This window comes from Ruminococcus sp. FC2018, assembly GCF_000621805.1.
GTDB lineage: Bacteria > Bacillota > Clostridia > Oscillospirales > Ruminococcaceae > Hominimerdicola.
On the sequence record NZ_JHXH01000008.1, the window covers coordinates 1 to 22,258 of the forward strand.

The window sequence follows — 22,258 nt, forward strand, 5'->3', positions numbered from 1 at the left end:
CCTACGCTCTTTTTAGCTTGACCACTTCTACAGAATTATGTTTCCTCGTTTGAAGTTTTGCTAAATTGTAGGTTTCCCGACTAATTCTTTTTCTTAGTCGTTTTCCTCATTTGCATACTTTACTTTCTTTGTTATTCAATTTTCAAGATCCAGTCTTGTAACCCTTTCGGATCACAATGAGCACAATGTGGATGAGTCCACTTGTTTTTCACAAGCTTCCTTTTCCTACATTCTGTCACTTTTTCATCAGCAAGTTTTACCTCACTGTGATGGGCACAAGTGGACTCGAACCACCGACCTCACGCTTATCAGGCGTGCGCTCTAACCACCTGAGCTATGCGCCCATTTTGAATTTGCCTTTAGGCAAATTCAAAACGGGTGAGTTTGACTTCAAGGTCAACGACCTTGATTTGCTTCGCAAACCGTCAAACGTCACAGGCTTTGCCGATCTATTCTTCAATAGGTCTTTGCCTTTTATGCAACTTCTTTTGGTGTAACAGTTCGTTCCTTAACCTTATCCCTTTGGTGGAGATGAGGAGGATCGAACTCCTGACCCCCTGCTTGCAAAGCAGGTGCTCTCCCAGCTGAGCTACACCCCCATACTTCTCAGGGACTCAGGTTTTCCATATGCCTTTTTTCAAGATACTAAAAATACCGACCAAGATCGGTAAACAGTACCTTCAAAATTGAACAATAACTTCCACTTAACACTTGTCTGACCGAAGTAACGTTTCCTTCTTCAGAAAACATTTCTCCATAGAAAGGAGGTGATCCAGCCGCACCTTCCGATACGGCTACCTTGTTACGACTTCACCCCAGTCATCAATCCCACCTTCGACTGCGTCCTCCTTGCGGTTGGGCTACAGGCTTCGGGTGTTACCGACTCCCATGGCGTGACGGGCGGTGTGTACAAGGCCCGGGAACGTATTCACCGCAGCATGCTGATCTGCGATTACTAGCAATTCCGACTTCATGCAGGCGGGTTTCAGCCTGCAATCCGAACTAAGACTGCTTTTGGGGCTTTGCTCTGCATCACTGCTTTGCTTCCCTCTGTTGGCAGCCATTGTAGTACGTGTGAGGCCCAGGTCATAAGGGGCATGATGATTTGACGTCATCCCCACCTTCCTCCGTTTTGTCAACGGCAGTCCTGCTAGAGTGCTCTTGCGTAGCAACTAACAGTAAGGGTTGCGCTCGTTGCGGGACTTAACCCAACATCTCACGACACGAGCTGACGACAACCATGCACCACCTGTCTATACGTCCCCGAAGGGATTTCACATATCTCTATGCTATGCGTACGATGTCAAGACCTGGTAAGGTTCTTCGCGTTGCTTCGAATTAATCCACATACTCCACTGCTTGTGCGGGCCCCCGTCAATTCCTTTGAGTTTCAACCTTGCGGTCGTACTCCCCAGGTGGATTACTTATTGCGTTAGCTGCGGCACGGAAGGGGTCAGTCCCCCCACACCTAGTAATCATCGTTTACGGCGTGGACTACCAGGGTATCTAATCCTGTTTGCTCCCCACGCTTTCGAGCCTCAGCGTCAGTTAAAGCCCAGTAAGCCGCCTTCGCCACTGATGTTCCTCCTAATATCTACGCATTTCACCGCTACACTAGGAATTCCGCTTACCTCTACTTCACTCAAGAACCACAGTTTCAAGTGCAGTTCGGGGGTTGAGCCCCCGCATTTCACACCTGACTTGCGATCCCGCCTACGCTCCCTTTACACCCAGTAATTCCGGACAACGCTCGCTCCCTACGTATTACCGCGGCTGCTGGCACGTAGTTAGCCGGAGCTTCCTCAACAGGTACCGTCATTATCGTCCCTGTCAACAGAGGTTTACAATCCTAAAACCTTCTTCCCTCACGCGGCATCGCTGCATCAGAGTTTCCTCCATTGTGCAATATTCCCCACTGCTGCCTCCCGTAGGAGTCTGGGCCGTGTCTCAGTCCCAATGTGGCCGTCCAACCTCTCAGTCCGGCTACTGATCGTTGCCTTGGTGGGCCGTTACCTCACCAACTAGCTAATCAGACGCGAGCTCATCCTTAAGCGATAAATCTTTTATAGCTGTACCATGCGGTACTACTATCTTATGCGGTATTAACAGTCATTTCTAACTGGTATCCCCCTCTTAAGGGCAGATTGCTCACGTGTTACTCACCCGTCCGCCACTAGGTTACAAATTAAGCAAGCTTATCTTGTAACCCCGTTCGACTTGCATGTGTTAAGCGTGCCGCCAGCGTTCGTCCTGAGCCAGGATCAAACTCTTAATTAAAATTGTATATCAAAGGTACCTCAGTACCCTTGCTATCCTGTTTGCTCAACTTTTTCTCGCTGTGCGTGCAGACCTTTTTCAGTCTTCTGCTTGACTCTCTTACTTTAATTACTCAAAGTATTTCCAAGGGTTTCGTTTCGTTTATTGTTCAATTTTCAAGATACTGTTTGCTCTCTTCACAGGGCTTTTTTCTTGCCCCCTTCGTGAGAGTGCTTGTATATTATATCACGCCATCTTTCGTTTGTCAACAACTTTTTTGCGGTTTTTCAATTTTCGTCATAATGCACAAATTCCAGACTCTGCCATCCTTTGCTTTGACTATTATCGACAGTTCAGAGCCAAAACCTTTTATTTTGCATTAAAAAATGCATAAAAAAGAATAATCCGGCGGAAAATGCAAAAGTTATTGTCACAGGCAGTTTTAAAGCTCCCCTGATACAGGGTCTGAGCATTGAACAAGGGAGGAACGAAGATGAAGATTCACAATGGAAAGTACCTGATATGTGCCATTGCCACGGCAATACTTACCATAATTATATGCCTATGCGTATATTTTACGGAAAACAAAAGCGTTGCAGCCATATCCCAGGTTGGGTCCAGGGGCAACGAAGTAAGAGCCATTCAGGAAAGACTGAAGGAGCGTGGACTGTTCAACGTGGGTGTAACGGGCTACTACGGCGAAGTCACCAGAAAGGCTGTGCTGGCGTTTCAGAAGCAGCAGGGCATAAAACAGACAGGTGTTGCGGGACCTTTGACGCTTAAAGCTTTGGGTATAAGCGTGGGCAGTGTACCTGCTGCGACGTCGTCCAACGTAGCACTTCTTGCCAGGATAATCTCTGCCGAGGCAAGGGGCGAGCCATATGTAGGGCAGGTCGCTGTGGGAGCGGTGGTTCTCAACCGCATCGAGCACCCCTCCTTCCCCGATACGCTTTCGGGGGTAATATACCAGAAGGGTGCATTCACGGCAGTGACCGACGGGCAATTTGACCAGCCGGTGGCGGAGTCTGCATACCGTGCGGCAAAGGATGCTCTCAACGGCTGGGATCCGACAGGCGGATGCATATACTATTATAATCCGGCGAAAACTTCCAACAAGTTTATTTACTCACGGCCCATAGTGACGGTCATCGGCAGTCACCGCTTCTGCACGTGATACAATTTTTCCGCAACAGGCAGCACACCGCTGTCAAGCACGACCCGGCGCAAGCCTCAGTCTTTCGGCGGGGGATATGTTCCCTGCGCCGAAAGACTGAAATGCCCTCCGCCCGAAGGGCGGAGGGCATGGGTCGTGCTTGTTAGTGAAACATCAACACATCAAGCCGCAGACAAGGTTTGCAAACTCCACAGGGTCGTCTATGCTCATTCCCTCGATAAGCAGAGCCTGGTCATACAGCAGCTTTGTGTACTGGGTAAGCTTGTCCTTATCGCTTTCAAAAAGCTCCTTGAGCTTGGCGAAGATGGGGTGCTCGGGATTTATCTCCAGCGCCTTTTCCGCCTTTACCTTTTCACCGTTGTTCTGAGGCATGGCGTTGAGCACCTTCTCCATTTCGATAGAGATAGGTCCGCCGTCGGAGGACAGGCAGACAGGATGGCTTTTCAGCTTCTTGGACAGCCTTACTGTCTTTACCTTATCGGAGATAGCCTGCTGCATAAAGGTGAACATATCCTTATTTTCCTCGTCCAGCTTTTTAGCCTGCTCCTTCTCCTCCTCGGTATCAAGGTCAAGGTCGGCATCGGATATAGACTTGAACTGCTTGTCCTTATATCTCAAAAGGACTTTAAGGGCAAACTCGTCGATATCCTGGGTACAGTAAAGCACCTCGTATCCCTTTTCCTTTACCTTTTCAAGCTGGGGCAGCATCTCGATGCGCTCCTTGCTCTCGCCGCAGGCATAATAGATGTCCTTCTGGTCCTCCTTCATTCTCTCTACATACTCATCCAGTGTCACGTTCTTGCCCTCAAAGGAGGATGGGAACATGAGCAGATCCTGGAGCATCTCATTGGCTGCGCCGTAGGACTGGTAAATTCCGAATTTAAATTGCAGACCGAACACCTTATAGAACTTTTCGTATTTCTCACGGTCGCTCTTCATCAGCTTTTTAAGCTCGTTCTTTATTGCTTTTTCTAGGTTCTTTTCGATTATTTTAAGCTGTCTGTCGTGCTGAAGAAGCTCACGGGAGATATTCAGCGAAAGGTCCTCGCTGTCTACAACGCCCTTTACAAAGCTGAAATAATCAGGAAGCAGGTCGGCACACTTATCCATTATCATTACTCCACTGGAGTAAAGCTGCAATCCCTTTTCGTAGTCCTTTGAATAGTAGTCAAACGGTGCTCTTGCAGGGATATACAGCAGGGCATCGTAGGTTGCCAGTCCCTCTGCCTTGGAGTGGATATGGGTTATAGGCGGCTCATAGTCATAGAACTTTTCAACATAGAAATTATTATAGTCCTCTTCCTTCAGCTCGTTTTTGTTCTTTTTCCAGATAGGAGTCATGGAGTTGAGTATCTCCACTGCCTTATGCACCTCAGGCTCCTCGTTATCGTCATGATAGTGGGTATGCTCCATTTCCATTCTTATGGGAAATCTGATATAGTCGGAATACTTCTTTACCAGCGACTGTATCTGCATGGGGTCGATAAACCGTGAATACTTTTCGTCGTCAGTATCCTCTTTAAGATAGAGTGTGATGGTTGTGCCCACGGTCTGCTTTTCGCAAGGCTCTACGGTATAGCCGTCAACGCCGTTGGACTTCCACATAAACGCTTTGTCACTACCGTAAGCCTTTGTTTCCACGGTAACTTCCTTTGCCACCATAAAAGTAGAATAAAAGCCCACGCCGAACTGTCCGATTATATCAACATCGTCACCAAGGTCGTTTTCCTTCTTGAAGGCAAAGGAACCTGAATTTGCAATAGTTCCCAGGTTATTCTCCAGCTCGTCCTCGGTCATTCCGATACCGTTATCGGACACGGTAAGTGTACGCTTGTCCTTATCCACAGCAAGGTCAATGGCAAAATCAGATTTGTTCATTCCCACAGAGGTGTCTGTGAGAGATTTGAAATAAAGCTTGTCTATGGCGTCGCTGGCATTTGAGATAAGCTCACGGAGAAATATCTCCTTATGGGTATAGATGGAGTTTATCATCATATCCAGAAGTCGTTTTGACTCAGCTTTGAACTGTTTGGTTTCCATTACGGATCATACCTTTCTTTTTTATATTTATCCCGTTGGCGGATATTTTACAGAAGATTAGCACTCTCGCTCTTTGAGTGCTAAGACTATTATAATACCTGCGCTGTGAAAATCAAGGCATAAATGAAAATCTTAATATTTTGTTTACATCAGTTTAACATTCCTCCAAAACACACAGCCCCCCTCATAATCCACTTGCATTTTACACATAAGTTGTGTTATAATCATAGATAGTTTAATTTCTTTATGGCAGGTGAAGACTGTGGAGATTATCCAGACTACGGGAAACGGGGTTAACAGGCGCATGGGCAGGGACTGCACGGTGCTGGGCTTTCTGCTGCTGTTATACCATTTTACGGCAAAGCTTATGGGCTACGCTTTTTACTACGCAAGCTATGCGGTTATGTCAAAAAAATTCACCCTGAGCTGGGAGACCATAAGGCAGTATTTCACAGACAACTATGAAACTTACAGTTCCACATCGTTCCAGATGACGGCAAACATTTCCGTTACTCTTGCCACGATACTTGTTACGCTGCTCACGGCAAGGTTAGCGTTCAGAGTCAATGTTCTGAGTCTTGTGAAGCCAAGCAGCGAAAACGCAAAGACAGGCGTCAAATGGCTGCCCCCCTGCTTTGTGTTCAACATGGTGTCCTCCACAATAATCGCTTATATCACCAGCGTACTCAACCGTGTGGGGGTCAGTGTTCCCACCTCGGATTTTTCCATTCACAAACCCTCGGTGGCGGCTGTACTGATACAGATACTGTACGTGGTGATCCTTGCGCCGATCTTTGAAGAGATCATTTACAGGGGGCTTATTATAAAGATGCTCTCACCCCACAGCAAGACTGCTGCGGTGCTGGTCTCCGCCCTTGCCTTCGGACTTATGCACGGAAATATCCCTCAGGCGGCTTCCGCATTTGCCACAGGTCTTGTTTATGCGATCATCGCTGTGAAGTGCGGTTCTATCGTTCCTACGGTGATAATTCACGGGCTGAACAATCTTATTGTCAACTCCACGGATCTGCTTGCGGGACTGGGTATAAAGAATATGAACGGGGTCATCAGCCTTATTGAGATATGTATTGGGCTCGCAGGATTCCTTATCTGGTTCACCGGCTACAAGTACATGAAATTCGAGACCGAGCGGGACCCTGCCGTGCGCAAGGCTTCGGTACAGAAGGTGCTCACCAGCCCTGTGCTGCTTATCTACCTGCTTTTACAGGTATTCTACATCATCTGGGGCATGATCTCGGCTAATTCTTAACTTATTGTGAAAACGCTTGACATTTGATATACTTGGGAATATAATAACCATACCTAAGCGGTAGGTAATTATTTATCAAGCGAGGCATTAAAAATGACTATTGCAAAAAAACACAAAGCAAAATTCGGCGCAAACACACAGCTTATCACTCTGTCTGCGGTGTTTGCAGCTTTGACATATGCGATGACCGCATTTATTCACATACCCACGGCAAAGGGGTACATTCACATTGGAGATGCTGTGGTCTTTATGGCGGCAAGCCTGCTTCCCAAGCCTTACGCTATGGCATCGGCAGCTGTGGGGGCGGCACTTTCCGACGCACTTTCAGGCTACTGGATATGGGTGCCTGCCACGCTGGTCATAAAGGCTCTTACAGCGGCAGCGTTCACTTCAAAAAAGCAAAAGATCATTTGCAGGCGAAATATCCTGGCGCTTTTGGCGGCTTTGCTGCTATGCGTTGTGGGATACGGGCTTTACGGCGGAGCTGTGATCTACGGTTCGCTGAAGGCAGGATTCATCGACGCCCCCGGTAATATTCTTCAGACCGGCGCAAGCGCACTGGTCTATATTTCCTTGGGCGCTGCCATGGACAGATCGGGTATCAAGCATAAAATATAATGAATATCCGGCAAGGTTGGGACAAAATGCCGGGATATGTATACAGAAATTTTTTGCAGGGACTTGAAATAAAGCGGGAAATATGATATACTTTATTGCACAGACAAACCAAAAAGATCAAAAGGAGGCTTTCAAATTGGAAGATCGTATGCAGACAATCGAATGTCGCAATAACAGCAAGGTGGCTATCGGCGTTATCCCCGGACACTACGCTACAAACCACTCTCACGTTAATTACTATGTTGCAATGACCTCTATCAAGACCAGTATGAAAATGGCTAACGAGGCTGCAAAGGAGCTTGCGGCTACCTTTGCTTCCACCCACGTTGACACTATCATATGCCTTGAGGGAACGGAGATACTTGGTGCTTTTCTGGCACAGAGCCTTTCGGAGGCAGGCGTAAACAGCGGTGCGGATATCAACGTTGTTACTCCCGAGCTTAACGCAGTCAACCAGATGATCTTCCGTGACAACACACAAAAGAAGATCTGGGGCAAGCAGGTTCTTTTGTTCATCTCCTCTGCTTCAACAGGCAAGAGCATTGCAAGAGCTGTGGACTGTTTGCAGTACTACAACGGTCACCTTACCGGTGTGGCTGCCATCTTCTCGGCTATCAATGAGTCAAGCGGAGTTGAGGTACACTCTCTGTTCAGCGAAAAGGATCTGCCGGATTACAACACCTACCCGGCAAGTGAGTGCCCTATGTGTAAGGCAGGTCAAAAGGTTGACGCACTTATCAACAGCTTCGGCTACTCCAAGCTCTGATATTGAATAATTACGGCTGTACGCTTTTGTACAGCCTTTTTTTATTGACTTTTGACGGCAAAAGTGGTATACTTACACTATATGTTGTATGCGGCGGTAAAGGGGTGACGGATATATGGGTAAAAGCGAATACAAGGTTGGCAGCTACACCCTGTCCCCTTACAGCGTTCTTATGGAGCTTTGCAAAAGCGAGCTGCCGGAGAATCTGAATTTTTGCCTTGAATCCATGCTTATGCAGAGCTATCCCCCCACGGATCTGGTGCTGGTATGCCGTGAAGGGCTGAGCTGCGCTTTGAAAATAATAGTAAAGTCCTTTCAGAACGAGTTTAAGGACATGATACATATTGTCACCGCAGGAAAAGACGTATCCGTGGGCGAGGCGCTCAACATAGGTATGGACAGGTGCAAATGCGAATACATTGTCAGAATGGACAGCGACGATATATCAAAGGAAAACAGGTGCTTAAAGCAGATGACGCTGTTTGCCATAAAGCCGGAGCTGGACATTACGGGAACTTTTGTTGAGGAATACGACACAGACGAAAACCGCACTGTTTCCGTAAAAAGAGTACCGGTGCTTGACAAGGAGATCGTAAAGTATGCAAAGCGGCGCAATCCTTTCAACAGGCAGACTGTGGCTTTCAAAAAGAACGCTGCTCAATCAGTTGGCGGATACAGCGATGCACAGATGTTTGAGGACTATGACCTGGTGGTAAAGATGCTTATGAACGGCTCGAAGGGGCAGAACGTACCCGAGGCGCTTGTAAGATACAGGATCGACAGACAGACTATCAGGGAACGGGGCAGTTTAAGGCGGACCAAGGCGTTCATAAAGGCACGCAAGCGGTTTCGCAAATACGGATTCTGCACCCTCAGGGACACGCTCCCGCCGTGCATTGCACAATGTCTGTTATTTATAATGCCCACAGGATTTACAAAGTGGTTCTACAAAAAATTTCTTCGCAGCAGCAAATAAAAAAATGCTCCTTTCGGTAGTGAAAAGAGCATTTTATTTTTTTACAGCTCACCGCAGCTCTGGAGTATCCTCTCGGGTTCTTTGAGCATTTCTCTTGCTTTGGCGATAGCGTTTCTTATTTGCGCATCATCAAGCTGACCTATCATTTCCTTTGTCTGGGTAAGGGCTTCTTTATTCATGCCTATCTGGTACTTGTAGATGCCCTCCAGTCTTGAAAGTGCCTTTGTTTCAAGGTCCTGATACACGTCCTTGATGTCCTTGACGATATTGTTTCTTATATCGTCGTAGTTTTCAAGGGCGATATCAATGATATCGGTCTGCTTTTTCTTTTTAAGGATAAGGCTGAAGGAGCTCATGGCTGCCGGCGGGAATGTTTCGCTGGTACCAAAGAGCTTAACGCCCATGACACGCCTTGTCACATTCTTATTAACAGACATCATCAATCTTTCCACGGAGGGTGCTTTGGAGGTATCGTTATACTCCTCTATACCCAGGGATTTTGAAAGGTCATGGCTTATTTTTTCAACCAGCTCGGTTATCATATCACGGTGGTGCTCGATACAGGTCCTGTACGCTTCGCCCACTTTTTCCATAAGATATGGATAGAAGAACTTTTCAATGTCCTCGGCACTGTACTTTTCCACTCCGTTTGCATCCTTGCTGCGGCAGGCAAGGATATTGGTACGCAGCTTTGCAAAAAACTCATACATCCACTTTTCAGCCTGCTGCTGCATTTCGATTATGGACAGATGCAGCTGGGGCTTTTTAGCTTCAAGGGCTGCTTCAAGCTGCTGTCCTTTGGACTCGATATCGCTTACCTTTTCGGCAAGCTTCTGCTGGTCAAGCTCTGCCATTTCGCTTATAAGGTCCAGCTTGGTCTTTGTTTCCTCCCACATCTGGGAGAGCATGGTGAGCACTCTCTGGGAGCGGATAACGTCCTTTTGCATAAGTATATCACGCTTCAAGGAAAGCTCAAACTGCAGGAACTGGGTCTCGTACAAGTCACGGAAGCCCTTGTTTTCAGGTCTTTCATGTCCCATTCTCCTTGCGTACTCGTCCGCACCGCTTATTCCGTACACTACGGCATTGGGGACGATACGACCGGCGATGTTCTTGAATCTTCGCAATATTCTTTGTGCATCGGACCTTGTTTCCAGGGCATCAAGCATATTCACAAGTATATACAGCACGCTGAACCTCTGGGGCTGGACATGGGATGCCAGGAAGGTCTGCTCGGTCTCGGAAAACGGGAGCAGGCATGAGGTGGCGTACATAATAGCGTCTGCGTTGACGATATAGTCCCTTACCTCCTTATCCAGGCTTTCAAGGTCGGACAGTCCCGGGGTATCAACGATCTTTATCTCGCTGAGTATGGGGGAATTGTCCTTTATCTGGATATAGGAGATCTTTGAGGGAAACATCTTCATACGCTGCTCAAGCTTTTCACGCTTGATATCATCAATGGTCAGCGGCACCCTCCTTCCGTTTTCAAGAAAAGCCTGCACGGTACGGAAGTTACCGAAGGTTATCTCATTTATGGTATAAGTTTCCGGGGTGGCATTGGTAGGGGTAAGATCCTTGCCAAGGATGGCATTGATGATTGTACTTTTTCCCCTTTTGAACTCGCCCAGGATAACAAGGGTAAACGGCTCGTCCATTTTCTTGCCGATAAGTGTATCCCACTCCTTTAGCTCGCTGACAAACTCACCGCCCAGAACGCCGGATATCTGCGGGTCGTCAAGCACTGCATTAAGGCTTTTTCTGACCTGGGCTATTTCAACGGAAGCATTGTTTTCATCTATCATAATCCATGCCCTCCGTTTCCGACTATTATTGATGTGCGCACATCGCACATCTGGACAGGCTGTATTTTCTGCTCCTTGCCGTCTATATCCTTGCGCCAGTCATAAAGTGTGGCACAATAAAGAAACTCATTTGCGGCAAGAAACGCCTTTTCAAGCTCTGTAAGAGATGAATCAACGGCAAGGTTCCTGGAATCGGTAACATGGAGCTTCTCGGTCATTTCAGCAAGTCCCTTATTGAAGCTCTCCTGCTTTCTGCCGTAAAAATCCATAAATCCTCTTTCATAAAGCCCGGTTATTATCTCAAGAAATCTTCCCGGCTTATCAAGGCATATCATTCCTGCTCTCAGGGCAGTCTGCTCGCCGAATTTTATCCAGCCGGACAGTGCCGAGTAGAGCTGACTGCTGACGGGAGAGGGATAATTCCTTGAAACGGGCTTATAACAATCCTTATTCACATTAAGATAGGTATAAGCCATATTGAACTGGCAATGACCGTTCTGGAGCCTTCCGCATTCGCAGCCCACAAGGAGCATCAGCTCATCATAGGTACACATCTGGGTAAGCTTTTTGGTCATTACTATACATGGGTCGATAAGGTCGCTGGATATGGAATAGATAAGCTCCTTATCGATATCCTCACGGATAAGTGCTATGGGCACAACAAGCTCCAGCCTTTCGCTGCACTTTCTGACTACATCGTAAATATCAGGATATTTCAGCGGTCCCACCTGGTCGCATTTCATGAAAAGGTGTTTTGCCTCTGCGGATATATCCTGTGTATTTACGGCTTTGAACAGCTTTGAAGCACCGCCGAGCCCCAGTAATTTTTGTCTGACCGCATGATCCGACTCATAGGCATAGTCAAGGTTTCCGTCAATGGTATGGCCCTGGTATGAGCGGGTATAGGCTGTCAGATAATCGCCGAAATCCGTATTGATCGCCAACAGCGGATTTACTGCTGTGGAAACTTCGTTCATCATCTGTCCTCCATGATCCTGAATTTATCCGACTGCTCAGACGGCTGCTTTAGGCGTCCATCTGCTCGGAAAGAACCTTTCTGACTGCGTATGCGTCCTGAACGATCCTGCTGGCGTTCTCGGCAACGTTATGCAGTCTTTCCATTTCCTTCTGGGAAACGCTGCTCTTTTGCATTTTAAGGTCATTGAGGTTATCAAGTGTTTCCTGTGTGTCGCTGAGGATTATCTCGGTCTCCTCCTCGATCTTCTTTTTCAGTCCTTCAAAGGACGAGAATACCTGACGACGAACGGTCTCGGTAAAGTCGTTGTTCAGCTTCATCTCATGGAACTGCTTTTTGACCTGGGTCTTGAAGTTGGATTTATACTTATCAATTCTTTCCTTTACAAGTATCTTATCCACTGCAAAGTTGGAGGTAAAGGTACCTGCTATACCTGCAACTGCCATAAGGAACAGTGTTACAGGCAATGTAGCGGCGATCCCGAAGAAGCCGGCAAATACCATTGTTGCGTAATATGTAGCATAGAAGCCTGTAAGTCCTGTTGCTCCGCCCAGCAGCGCACCCTTCATGCCGGACTCCCTGAAGCCCAGGAACATACCGCCCACGCCGTAGGAGCCGATGGCAACGCCGATTATCTTATCCATTATGCCGCCGTTCTGGCTGACACGGTTGGAGATAGTGAACATGGACTGGATCTTGGCAACGCTCTCAAAGAATGCGTCTTCAAATTCCTGGAGTCTCTCTGCCTCACCGCTGACAGCTACATTGATCTGGTTCTGGATCTGCTCACAGATTATCTGCGCTCTCACTTCGATGCTTTCTCTTATCTTTTCGGTAAGCTTTGCGGATACTATCTTCAGCTGGTCCTTCTTGAAGTCGTCAGAGGACATCTGGAAGTTGTCGATAACCTCCATGGCTGCTTCCTCTATCTTATCCCAATAGCTGTCAAGTATGGGCTGCAGGCTTGCAAACACCTGGTTTGCGGAGTCATTTATCTTTACAAACTCTGCTCTCTTTTTATTTCTGATCTCCTCGATCTCCTTTATCGCAGCGTCATACTTTTCCATGAACTCGTCGTTTGCCATCATCAAAGCATTTTCCTGCATTACCACGTTACGGAGTATCTCGGTACCGGAATTTGTGATCTTGTTGGTGATTATCTGGAGGGATATAACACCACGTTCCTTTGTCAGCATACTTTCAAGGGCATTTTCAAACTCGGGGAAATTACTCTCGTCAAGCAGCTGCTGATCCCCGGTGGTCTTTGCCACAAGGGCTTTCTTTGCGTACACGCCGATAACTCTCGGTGTGCCGATCTTTCTCTTATACACGGCGAACTCACGGGAATCCTCACCCATGACCTTTTTCGCCTTTTCCATTACGTACTTTCCGATCCTGGAGCGGACGGTCTCAACTATCTTGTTCTCATCCTCCTGGGAGAATGTTCCGAAGCAGTTGACAACAAAGATGATCCTTCCCACGTCGGAGGTCATCATTTTCTTTTCAAGAAACTCCTTTTCAAACTGTGAGAAAGGAGAGTTTGCGCTTATCACAAATACCGCAGCGTCTATCTTTGGCAATATGGACAGGGTAACGCTGGTCATCTGTTCGTCGTCGTTAAGACCCGGAGTATCTATGATATCCACATTCTTCTTACAGAACTCGGTATCGTAATACACAGTGGCTTCCTTGACAGTTTCGGCTCTTTCCTCGGATTCGATAGTCAGCTTTGTGACATAGTCCTCCAGTCTGCCGATATCCACCCTTTCGCTGCTGCCGTTTTTATATTCCACCTGTACATAAGGCTCGGTGGAATAGGTCACTCTGTTAAGAGTTGCCGTTGCAGGCAGCACGTCCGCAGGGAGCACTTCCTGTCCCAGCATGGCGTTGATAAGTGTGGATTTGCCTCGTTTGAACTCGCCCACGATAGCGACCTCAAAGTGCTCGTCCTTGGTCTTGGCGATAGTTTCCTCCAAAGATTTCGCCGTGTTGACAAGATTGATCTCGTCACTGAGTTTCAGAAGCTCCTCCAGATCGGCGGTAAGACCCTCCATAGTGCTTTTATACGCCGAATAGCTTCCATAATCAATCTGTTTTTCCATCACAAACCTCCTGTTCCGATCGATCGGATCATTATGATCTACAGCCGTCATGCGGCAATTTTACGTAACACTGAAATTGTTTCAAAAGCAGCAATGTTCTCACCCGGTTGCAAAAAACTAAACAAAATAGTCACAAACAGGTAATTATATTACCACATAGTAAATTATAGCACACCTTTTTACCCATCGTCAAGCAATAATAAATCTGTGAATTTAAAATTACCCTTTTGTACAAATCCCGGACCAATAATTATACATTTTGCACACATTTTTTCTTCAATTTAACAAAAAGAGGTACATAACGCTATGCACCTCACACAAGATATTGTGTTTTTGTTGAAAAAAGCAGCCTCCTGTCCGCCCGGATTTCTGCGGGGAAACAAGAGGCATAAAATTCTGCTGCGCTCACATGGCAAATGCCACACTCAGCACTCGGTATCGTAAATAAATCCGCAGGCTCTCATACTTGAAACGCTGTTTCTTCCCACTACAAAATGGTCAAGCACGTTGATGCCGAATGGTGAAAAATACTGCATTATTTTCCTGGTAAGAATAATATCGTCCTGGGAGGGCTTTGAATTGCCGCCGGGGTGATTATGCACAAGTATTATATTCTCCTCGGCACTGTTGAACACGGCTTTTGCCAGCTCACGCAGGTCGGGATACACAACGCTCTCCCCTCCCACGGTGACCTGTTCAACGGTGCTTATACGCATATTTGAGCTTACGGTCATCACCACAAATCGCTCTGTCATTTCTCCTGCGAACATGGCTTTAAGGTATTCGCTTAGTCTTGATGTATCACGCACGTCGATATGCAAAAACTCCTGCTTATTGAGATACTTTGCCACGGAGCTGAGCATTTTCAGCATAACGGCGCTGTTTTGTCCCATATCGCTTACCTTTGCCAGTTTTTCCACGGGAGCGTTTACAACTGCGCTCACGGAGCCGAAGGTATCAAGCAGGCGGTGAGCCATAGCGTTTGTATCGCCACGGGGGAAGATAAAAAACAGCATAAGCTCCAATATCTCGTGCTCGGCAAAGCCTTCAAGATCCGGGTCTTTAAGGAACCTGCCACGCATTCTTTCCCTATGTCCCGAGTGGATGCTTTTAGTTTTATCCTCAGCCATTTTTTCCGCCTCCCATGCTTTGAACTCTGCTTAAAGCAATTATAGTACACACTATCCCATATGTCAACAGCATAGGCTGTTACATTACAAAAAAACCGGGAAGCGTAACACTTTCCCGGTCGTTGTTATGTCAGGCATTTATCTTTGCTCTGTCCTTTGCTCTCTGGGTATTGCTCAGGGTCTTTTTCCTTATACGGATATTCTTAGGTGTTACCTCAAGAAGCTCGTCCTCGGCAAGGAACTCAAGGGAATCCTCAAGGCTGAGCACTCTTGGCGGAGTAAGCCTCAGTGCGTCGTCGGAACCGCTGGCTCTTGTATTGGTCAGGTGCTTTTTCTTGCACACATTTACGATAAGGTCTTCCTGTTTTGGGGATGAACCCACTATCATGCCTTCATACACCTGTGTACCGGGGGTAATGAAAAGCTCTCCTCTTTCCTGTGCGTTATAAAGTCCGTAGGTAACAGCTTCGCCTGTTTCAAAAGCCACCAGTGAGCCTGTAGGTCTCTTGGGGATATCACCCTTATACGGCTGGTAGCTGTCAAACACAGAGCTCATTATGCCCTCGCCTTTTGTATCGGTGAGAAACTCACTCTTATAGCCGAACAGTCCTCTTGCGGGAATAAGAAATCTGAGCTTCATACGGCTTCCAACAGGAGACATTTCCTGAAGCTCGCCTTTTCTTGCGCCTATCTTTTCCATTACCGGTCCCACGCAGTTCTCGGGTACGTCGATAACAAGGCTTTCGATAGGCTCGTTAAGCTTTCCGTCTATCTCCTTGAACAGCACTCTCGGTGTGGAGACGCCAAGCTCATAGCCCTCACGGCGCATATTCTCGATAAGGATAGAAAGGTGCATCTCACCTCTGCCTGCGACCTTAAAGGAGTCGGCGGAATCGGTCTCGGAGACTCTGAGGGAAACGTCCTTCAGAAGCTCTTTGAAGAGTCTGTCACGGATATGTCTTGTGGTAACGTACTTGCCTTCTCTGCCTGCAAACGGCGAGTTGTTTACCGAGAAAGTCATTTCTACGGTTGGCTCTGAGATCTTAACAAACGGCACTGCTTCAAAATTGGAGCTGTCGCAGATGGTATCACCGATGGTTATATTCTCGATACCGCTTATGCAGACGATATCTCCTGCTTTTGCGCTGTCGCAGGGAACTCTGTTGAGTCCCTCTATCTGGTACATGGTGACTATCTTGCCCTTATACTGGTTCTTGGTCTGGTGGTAATCACCGATGATGACCTCCTGACCGACTTTCATGGAGCCTCTTTCGATGCGTCCGATGGCTATTCTTCCCACATATTCATTATAATCTATTGAAGACACAAGGTACTGCATTGTGCCCTCAAGATCGGCCTCCGGTGCAGGGATATAGCTGAGTATCTCCTCAAACAGAGGTATCATATCCACGCCCTCGTCGTCGGGGTTCTTCTTTGCTGTACCGTCTCTGCCGGAGCAATAAAGGATAGGACTGTCAAGCTGTTCGTCGGTAGCATCAAGGTCCATAAGAAGCTCAAGCACCTCGTCCTCCACCTCGCCCAGCCTTGCATCGGGCTTATCTATCTTATTGATGACAACTATTACTCTGTGTCCCAGCTCAAGGGATTTCTGAAGCACGAATCTGGTCTGGGGCATAGGTCCCTCGGCGGCGTCCACCAGCAGGATAACGCCGTTCACCATTTTCAGAACACGCTCTACTTCGCCTCCGAAATCAGCGTGTCCCGGAGTGTCAATGACATTTATCTTTACGTCCTTATACTTGATAGAAGTATTCTTTGCAAGGATAGTTATTCCTCTTTCACGCTCGATGTCCCCGGAGTCCATGACCCTCTCTTCAACAGCCTGGTTCTCTCTGAAGGTTCCGCTCTGTCTGAGCATCTGGTCAACCAGAGTTGTTTTTCCGTGGTCTACGTGGGCAATTATAGCTATATTTCTCAGATCTTCTCTAACCATTATGATCTCCTCCCGATACACATACACTCAAAACTTACAACCGTCTGCATTTTACACAGTTATTTTCCTATCAGCGTATCATACATTTTATAAAGGCACATCATCTTCACTTTGCATTAACTCTTTTCAAACACAATATTCAAATTATTTCCTTACAGAATTTATGCCCCACAGCATCAGCTATGGGGCATCTGGTGTGGTGGGAGAAGGTGGATTCGAACCACCGAAGCGTAAAAGCAACAGATTTACAGTCTGCCCCCTTTGGCCACTCGGGAATTCTCCCATATTATCCGCCGCTAAGCGGAATCGAAAGCTGGTGGACGGACTTGAACCCCCGACCTGCTGATTACAAATCAGCTGCTCTACCAACTGAGCTACACCAGCTTATTCACCCGAATCGGTGACAAATCATATTTTAACACATCAGCGCCGACTTGTCAACAAGATTTTTCAGGTTTTTTTCTTTTTTTACACAAATGTCAAAAAAGCAATCGAGGCGACAGGACTTGAACCTGCGGCATCTTGGTCCCAAACCAAGCACTCTACCAAACTGAGTTACGCCTCGTTCACGTGAAAACAGCCTTGGCGGCTCTTTTTCTGCGCATTATCGCTGTCATTCGATAAGACAGCTTATATATTATACAACGCATTATCAGTTTTGTCAACACATTTTTCTCAATTTGTAACAAATCACAAAAAAATCCTAAGGCAAAAATGCCTATTAAGCTATATTTTACCACCTTTGCCGGTCGTTATATGATGCTCAAAAAGCATCTGCGGGACACATTTGGAAGCAGACCTTTCACGTACGCTGCACAGTTTTATCCCTGCTTCTGCAAAATTGGCGAAAAATGGGGGCTTTTGCGCCGCTTTTTGTGCATTTGTACAGTTTATAGTACTTGTTTTATAAAAGCACTTGATTTTTGTCGAAAAATGTGTTACTATATATAGCGTGTAAATATATCTGCGATAACAATATAACCGGGGTGGGGACTATTCCCTGCACGACCGGCTAAATATCACATATCAAGGAAAAGGAGACGGTGATCATGGCAGCAACAAAGATTTGTCCTTATTGCCACAACGAGATCGCTGATGAAGCGATACTGTGCAAGTACTGTCACAACCTTCTTATCGGCGGCAACCAAGACATAGAGAGCGCAGTCAACGCAAGAAGGGAAAAAAGAAGAAGACAGTCCTCTGCTAACGCAAGCATTGCGGTAGATCAGGCTCTGGGATTATCCCACAACGAAGAGGAAGAATACACAAGAGAGTTTTCCGCAGTTGATGCGGCGGATTATCAGGAAAGGACCAGGGCATTTTCCGTGCCCAAGCAGCCTCAGCAGGCTCCCGTTCAGCAGGAACCTGTAATTGCAAGGCACACCGAGCCGGCACATCAGCCAAGGTTTACGGATGCACCGGTTCAGACAAGACACCCGGAAGCTGCTCAGCCAAGGTTTACAGACGCACCCGTTCAGACAAGGCACCCTCAGGCTCCTGCGCCTCAGGACAGCTACTATGATGATAACGGTCAGTACTACGATGACAGTTACTATGACGACAACGGTCAGTACTATGATGACGACGGTTATTACAACGATGACGACTACTACGATGATTACTATGACGACCAGGGCGGCGGCAACGGCGGAAAAGGCGGAAACGACGACAACAGCAGAAAGAAGATCTTTCTTATCACCGCCGGCATAACACTTGGTATCCTGGCTCTTATTGCACTGGCGGTATTTGTAGGATACAAGCTTGTAGGCTTTGCAAAGAAAGACAGCAGCTCTTCCTCCATTGGAAAGAACTCCACAACTTCAATAACCACTGCAACAAAGGCTACCTCGGAGACAACAACCACAACAAAGGCTACCGAGCAGACCACAAAGAAGACCACCAAGGAAACAGAAGCTACCACCGAGCAGACCACTGAACAGACATTTACTCAGCAGACCGAGGACACAAAACAGACTCAGGACACAAAACAGACCGAGGATACAAAGCAGACTCAGGACACCAAGCAGACTGAGGATACAAAGCAGACTCAGCAGTCAAGCTCTGTTGACCAGGTCCAGGTCATGGCTAACGTAGCTCAGGCACTTACTGCATATGACACCTCCGGTATTCAGAGATACGAGTACAGAACAGAGGATCAGGGCGCAGTTTACTTCTATGTTTTCACAAATGACAATCACGCATACAGCGTTGCTTACTTCAAGGAGTCGGGACGCAGCAGGATCGTCAAGGCATGGTAACACACCTGAAAATATCAAAGGCACACTACCCAAAAGGGTAATGTGCCTTTTTATTATCTTTGTACGTCAGGAAAGCAATTCGCCCTTATTTCAGCTTCATACCGTCCTTAAAGGCATCGCCCACTCTTGTGCCGACTTTATAATAGCCGTGGGTATAGGGGTCAAAAGCTATTGCTTCAAGGGCGTCGATATCCACCTTATCGTCCTTGAGCACCGATTCCTCAACAGAGGTCCTCAGAACTTTGCCGATCACTCCAAGACCTGTTTCGTCGCTCTGGTATTCAACCAACTCACACTCGATAGCGATGGGCAGCTCATTGATTATAGGGGCATCCACCAGCTGTGACTTTTCAAAGGTCATGCCGCTTTTGGCAAATTTATCAGGCTCTTTATTACCGCTGACAACGCCGAACCAGTCAGCCTCGGTAACGTGGTTTGCATCGGCAATATGGATAACAAAGCCTTTTCTCTCCATAATATTCTCCACGGTCTTATGTGTCCGGGTAAGATTAAGAGCCACCATATCACGCTCCAGCATAGTTCCCCAGGCAGCGTTCATAACATCTACCGTTCCGTCATCGTTGAATGTGGAGATGAGCAGGACAGGCATTGGGAAAATGGCTTCCGTTGTTTTGATTTGTTTTTTCACAGCAGTATTCCTCCTATACAGATATATGTTTTTTCGGGCAGCTTACGCCCGGCAAGTGATAGTTCACGCTTATTATTACACCACAATATGCGCAACAAATCAACCTGCATTTCCCCTTTCCAACGTGACAGCTGCATTATTTCAGATAATCTCTCAGCAGGTCAAGCCTGCTGTTCATATCACGGTATCCCTGCCAGTAAAGGGCTCCCAGCTTATCCATATCGCCGTCAAAGCGTGAGACTGTCACGGGCTTTGAGGGGACTATGAGAAAGATCCCGCCGCTTGCGGACTTTTCCTCAAGCATATCCACCATTTCGTTGAAGCGCCGGTTTGTTTTCTCCATGCTTTCAAGCAGCTTGGGGTATTTGCGGTAGATAAGTTTTGCCGCCTTTGAGACACCCGGCTTCCTGCGGTAGGAAAGCTCTCTTGTGCGCACGACTATGACCTTTTCTTCCCCCGACTGTTCACACCAGGGGTAGGGTATTTTCTCTGTGCAGCCGCCGTCAAGGTAGGGCACACCGTTTATTATCACAGGCTTTGAAACATATGGCACGGTAGCCGACGCCTGTATTGCTTTTGAAAGATTGCACTTGCCTTTCTCAAAGTATTCCACCTGCCCTGTAAGCAGGTTTGTTGCGGAGACTGCCAATCTGCGTGAGGGATCATTGAGGCGTTTTTTGTCAAGGGGCATATCCCTTAATATCTTCTTGAACAGGTATGTAAATCCTGTAACGCCGTGGTCCCGCTTTATTGCTCCAATGCCGCAGTAGTTGCTGTCATGGCGGTAGGTCAGGTCGATCCTTGCGCCCCAGCCTATCTGACCTGATACATATCCGATGGCAGAAAGGGCACCTGCCGAGCAGCCAACTGTTGATGTGAAGTTTATATCGTTCTTCATAAGGCAGTCAAGCACGCCAAGGGTATAAAGCCCTTTCCAGCCGCCGCCCTCAAGCACTATGCAGCCGTGGGTAAGCTTTTCGCTTGCTCTGCCTGAAGGGAGCTTATCCAGATGTCTGTAAACTTTACTATCCATTTTTATCACCGTTTCATTCTTTATATTTACGCATATACTCTATGGTTTTATGCAGAGTATCCCAATGGTATATCTTTTCAAGATTTGCTGCAAAATCCAGCTTATACCGCTCTTTCAGGTGGTCAAGGAGCATGGCACGCTGATGGGGAAGACTGTCCATCCGGCTCCCAAGATCGTCAAAGCTCAGCTGCACAGGCTCGTCCTCTCCGGAGAGATTATGCAGTCCCACTCCGATAAGCCGCACAGGTCTGTGCTGCACCTGTTCAAGCATCTGCAAAGCCTCGTTGTATATTACCACAGCATTGTCCGTTTGCGCTGTTGTGCGGGAGCGGGTAATGGTTTTCATATCCCCGTAGGTCAGCTTCAGGTTTATCCCCTTGCCCTGCAAGCCCACTCGCTTCGCTCTGTTTTCAACGCACAATGCCAGAAGCAAGAGCACATCACCAAGTACACGAAAATCGGAGACATCCTGCTGGAAAGTCACCTCACGACCGATGGACTTTGCATCCTCGGGACGGTAGGGCGTGACCTTTGAATCGTCTATGCCGAAGGCTATGCGTGTTATCCAGCGCCCGTGCTTGCCCAGCATACTCTCAACCTCTTTGCGCCGCCTGCGGATATCCCCCACGGTATTTATTCCCACTGTGTGGAGCTTTTCAGCTGTCTTTTCCCCAACGGTATAAAGCACACGCACATCTCTGTGGATTATCAGCCGGACAAAATCTGCCGGGGTAAGTATCTCAAAATATCCGTCGGGCTTTTTCTCCTCGCTGGCAGTCTTGGCGGCGGTCTTTGAATACGCCACTCCCACCGAACAGGTCAGATGCAGCTCGTCACGGGTACGCTGCTTTATCAGCCCGGCAATTTTCCTTGCGCCGTCCCAGTCCTTTGCCTGCTGGGTCACATCAAGGTACGCCTCGTCAAGGGCTATTGTCTGGGAGGCGGAGGCATAGGTATTCCATATGTCATGGAGCTGATCTGACACGGCTCTGTATTTGTTGAAATTGGGGTGCATATATATCCCCTGCGGGCAAAGGCGGTACGCCTCTTTGATATTCATTCCGGAGCGCACGCCAAACTTTCTCGCCTCATAGCTGCAGGTTGCAACGACTCCCCTTTCGTGGGGCAGAGAGCCTATGATAAGAGGCTTTCCACGCAGCCCCGGGTCGTCCCGCATTTCCACGGATGCATAAAATGCGTCCATATCAACGTGTATTATTATCTGATCCATAGTGGTAGTGCCTTCTTGCT

15 protein-coding genes, 5 tRNA genes and 1 rRNA gene are annotated in these 22,258 nt (G+C 47.5%); 6 read left to right on the forward strand and 15 right to left on the reverse strand.

Going from position 1 to position 22,258, the window contains the following annotated elements:
- Positions 1-270: 270 nt before the first annotated feature.
- The 3 genes from T494_RS0106665 to T494_RS12540 all read right to left on the reverse strand — a co-directional run bounded on the left by T494_RS0106665 (position 271) and on the right by T494_RS12540 (position 2,277).
- Positions 271-344, reverse strand: a tRNA-Ile gene (locus T494_RS0106665).
- Positions 345-523: 179 nt separating this feature from the next.
- Positions 524-599: transfer RNA gene (locus T494_RS0106670), tRNA-Ala, on the reverse strand.
- A 161-nt stretch (positions 600-760) separates the two neighbouring features.
- Positions 761-2,277, reverse strand: a 16S ribosomal RNA gene (locus T494_RS12540).
- A 472-nt stretch (positions 2,278-2,749) separates the two neighbouring features.
- On the opposite strand from T494_RS12540, the gene sleB reads away from it, so the two are divergent.
- The gene (gene sleB / locus T494_RS0106680; protein ID WP_037344188.1) at positions 2,750-3,430 is read left to right on the forward strand and encodes a spore cortex-lytic enzyme; all 681 of its coding nucleotides are present in this window, start codon (positions 2,750-2,752) and stop codon (positions 3,428-3,430) included.
- A 153-nt stretch (positions 3,431-3,583) separates the two neighbouring features.
- Here the strand turns inward: sleB and htpG are convergent, their stop codons facing one another.
- On the reverse strand, positions 3,584-5,470 hold the full coding sequence (gene htpG / locus T494_RS0106685; protein ID WP_028505637.1) for a molecular chaperone HtpG: 1,887 nt from the start codon (positions 5,468-5,470) through the stop codon (positions 3,584-3,586).
- Between the two features lie 262 nt (positions 5,471-5,732).
- Between htpG and T494_RS0106690 the strand changes: the two genes are divergently transcribed.
- The 4 genes from T494_RS0106690 to T494_RS0106705 all read left to right on the forward strand — a co-directional run bounded on the left by T494_RS0106690 (position 5,733) and on the right by T494_RS0106705 (position 9,100).
- Positions 5,733-6,740 carry a CPBP family intramembrane glutamic endopeptidase gene (locus T494_RS0106690; RefSeq protein WP_028505638.1) on the forward strand — a complete coding sequence of 336 codons (1,008 nt, stop codon included), beginning with the start codon at positions 5,733-5,735 and terminating at the stop codon, positions 6,738-6,740.
- Between the two features lie 93 nt (positions 6,741-6,833).
- Positions 6,834-7,358, forward strand: a complete 525-nt coding sequence (locus T494_RS0106695; protein WP_028505639.1) for a TIGR04002 family protein — start codon at positions 6,834-6,836, stop codon at positions 7,356-7,358.
- A gap of 148 nt (positions 7,359-7,506) precedes the next feature.
- Entirely contained in the window at positions 7,507-8,124 is a 618-nt protein-coding gene (locus tag T494_RS0106700) for an orotate phosphoribosyltransferase (protein ID WP_037344218.1), read from the forward strand.
- 115 nt (positions 8,125-8,239) lie between these two features.
- Entirely contained in the window at positions 8,240-9,100 is an 861-nt protein-coding gene (locus T494_RS0106705; RefSeq protein ID WP_051540178.1) for a glycosyltransferase, read from the forward strand.
- A gap of 41 nt (positions 9,101-9,141) precedes the next feature.
- Here the strand turns inward: T494_RS0106705 and T494_RS0106710 are convergent, their stop codons facing one another.
- The 8 genes from T494_RS0106710 to T494_RS0106745 all read right to left on the reverse strand — a co-directional run bounded on the left by T494_RS0106710 (position 9,142) and on the right by T494_RS0106745 (position 17,632).
- Positions 9,142-10,905: a dynamin family protein gene (locus tag T494_RS0106710; RefSeq protein WP_028505642.1), complete on the reverse strand. Its 1,764-nt coding sequence runs from the start codon at positions 10,903-10,905 to the stop codon at positions 9,142-9,144.
- Entirely contained in the window at positions 10,902-11,885 is a 984-nt protein-coding gene (locus T494_RS0106715) for a hypothetical protein (RefSeq protein ID WP_242836405.1), read from the reverse strand. Before T494_RS0106715 ends, T494_RS0106710 begins: the two co-directional genes overlap by 4 nt.
- Positions 11,886-11,931: 46 nt before the next feature.
- Positions 11,932-13,983 (reverse strand): dynamin family protein, encoded by a 2,052-nt coding sequence (locus T494_RS12545; RefSeq protein WP_037344220.1) that lies wholly within the window; start codon positions 13,981-13,983, stop codon positions 11,932-11,934.
- A gap of 425 nt (positions 13,984-14,408) precedes the next feature.
- The gene (locus T494_RS0106725; protein ID WP_028505644.1) at positions 14,409-15,113 is read right to left on the reverse strand and encodes a JAB domain-containing protein; all 705 of its coding nucleotides are present in this window, start codon (positions 15,111-15,113) and stop codon (positions 14,409-14,411) included.
- A gap of 130 nt (positions 15,114-15,243) precedes the next feature.
- Entirely contained in the window at positions 15,244-17,067 is a 1,824-nt protein-coding gene (typA, locus tag T494_RS0106730) for a translational GTPase TypA (protein WP_028505645.1), read from the reverse strand.
- Between the two features lie 197 nt (positions 17,068-17,264).
- A tRNA-Tyr gene (locus T494_RS0106735) sits at positions 17,265-17,350 on the reverse strand.
- Positions 17,351-17,378: 28 nt separating this feature from the next.
- Positions 17,379-17,451 (reverse strand) — tRNA-Thr (locus tag T494_RS0106740).
- Positions 17,452-17,558: 107 nt separating this feature from the next.
- A tRNA-Pro gene (locus T494_RS0106745) sits at positions 17,559-17,632 on the reverse strand.
- A gap of 484 nt (positions 17,633-18,116) precedes the next feature.
- Between T494_RS0106745 and T494_RS0106750 the strand changes: the two genes are divergently transcribed.
- Positions 18,117-19,325: a hypothetical protein gene (locus T494_RS0106750; protein ID WP_028505646.1), complete on the forward strand. Its 1,209-nt coding sequence runs from the start codon at positions 18,117-18,119 to the stop codon at positions 19,323-19,325.
- Positions 19,326-19,410: 85 nt separating this feature from the next.
- On the opposite strand, the gene T494_RS0106755 is transcribed toward T494_RS0106750, so the two are convergent.
- The 3 genes from T494_RS0106755 to dinB all read right to left on the reverse strand — a co-directional run bounded on the left by T494_RS0106755 (position 19,411) and on the right by dinB (position 22,238).
- Positions 19,411-19,974: a flavin reductase family protein gene (locus tag T494_RS0106755; protein ID WP_028505647.1), complete on the reverse strand. Its 564-nt coding sequence runs from the start codon at positions 19,972-19,974 to the stop codon at positions 19,411-19,413.
- 136 nt (positions 19,975-20,110) lie between these two features.
- A complete protein-coding gene (locus T494_RS0106760) occupies positions 20,111-21,007 on the reverse strand; it encodes a patatin family protein (protein ID WP_037344190.1) in 897 nt (298 codons plus the stop codon).
- Between the two features lie 13 nt (positions 21,008-21,020).
- A complete protein-coding gene (gene dinB / locus T494_RS0106765; RefSeq protein WP_028505649.1) occupies positions 21,021-22,238 on the reverse strand; it encodes a DNA polymerase IV in 1,218 nt (405 codons plus the stop codon).
- Positions 22,239-22,258 lie beyond the last annotated feature (20 nt).

Coding starts and splice junctions, on each gene's coding strand:
- sleB (WP_037344188.1), top strand. CDS start 2,750: ATGAAGATTCACAATGGAAAGTACCTGATATGTGCCATTGCCACGGCA.
- htpG (WP_028505637.1), bottom strand. CDS start 5,470: ATGGAAACCAAACAGTTCAAAGCTGAGTCAAAACGACTTCTGGATATG.
- T494_RS0106695 (WP_028505639.1), top strand. CDS start 6,834: ATGACTATTGCAAAAAAACACAAAGCAAAATTCGGCGCAAACACACAG.
- T494_RS0106700 (WP_037344218.1), top strand. CDS start 7,507: ATGCAGACAATCGAATGTCGCAATAACAGCAAGGTGGCTATCGGCGTT.
- T494_RS0106705 (WP_051540178.1), top strand. CDS start 8,240: ATGGGTAAAAGCGAATACAAGGTTGGCAGCTACACCCTGTCCCCTTAC.
- T494_RS0106710 (WP_028505642.1), bottom strand. CDS start 10,905: ATGATAGATGAAAACAATGCTTCCGTTGAAATAGCCCAGGTCAGAAAA.
- T494_RS0106715 (WP_242836405.1), bottom strand. CDS start 11,885: ATGATGAACGAAGTTTCCACAGCAGTAAATCCGCTGTTGGCGATCAAT.
- T494_RS12545 (WP_037344220.1), bottom strand. CDS start 13,983: ATGGAAAAACAGATTGATTATGGAAGCTATTCGGCGTATAAAAGCACT.
- T494_RS0106725 (WP_028505644.1), bottom strand. CDS start 15,113: ATGGCTGAGGATAAAACTAAAAGCATCCACTCGGGACATAGGGAAAGA.
- typA (WP_028505645.1), bottom strand. CDS start 17,067: ATGGTTAGAGAAGATCTGAGAAATATAGCTATAATTGCCCACGTAGAC.
- T494_RS0106750 (WP_028505646.1), top strand. CDS start 18,117: ATGGCAGCAACAAAGATTTGTCCTTATTGCCACAACGAGATCGCTGAT.
- T494_RS0106760 (WP_037344190.1), bottom strand. CDS start 21,007: ATGGATAGTAAAGTTTACAGACATCTGGATAAGCTCCCTTCAGGCAGA.
- dinB (WP_028505649.1), bottom strand. CDS start 22,238: ATGGATCAGATAATAATACACGTTGATATGGACGCATTTTATGCATCC.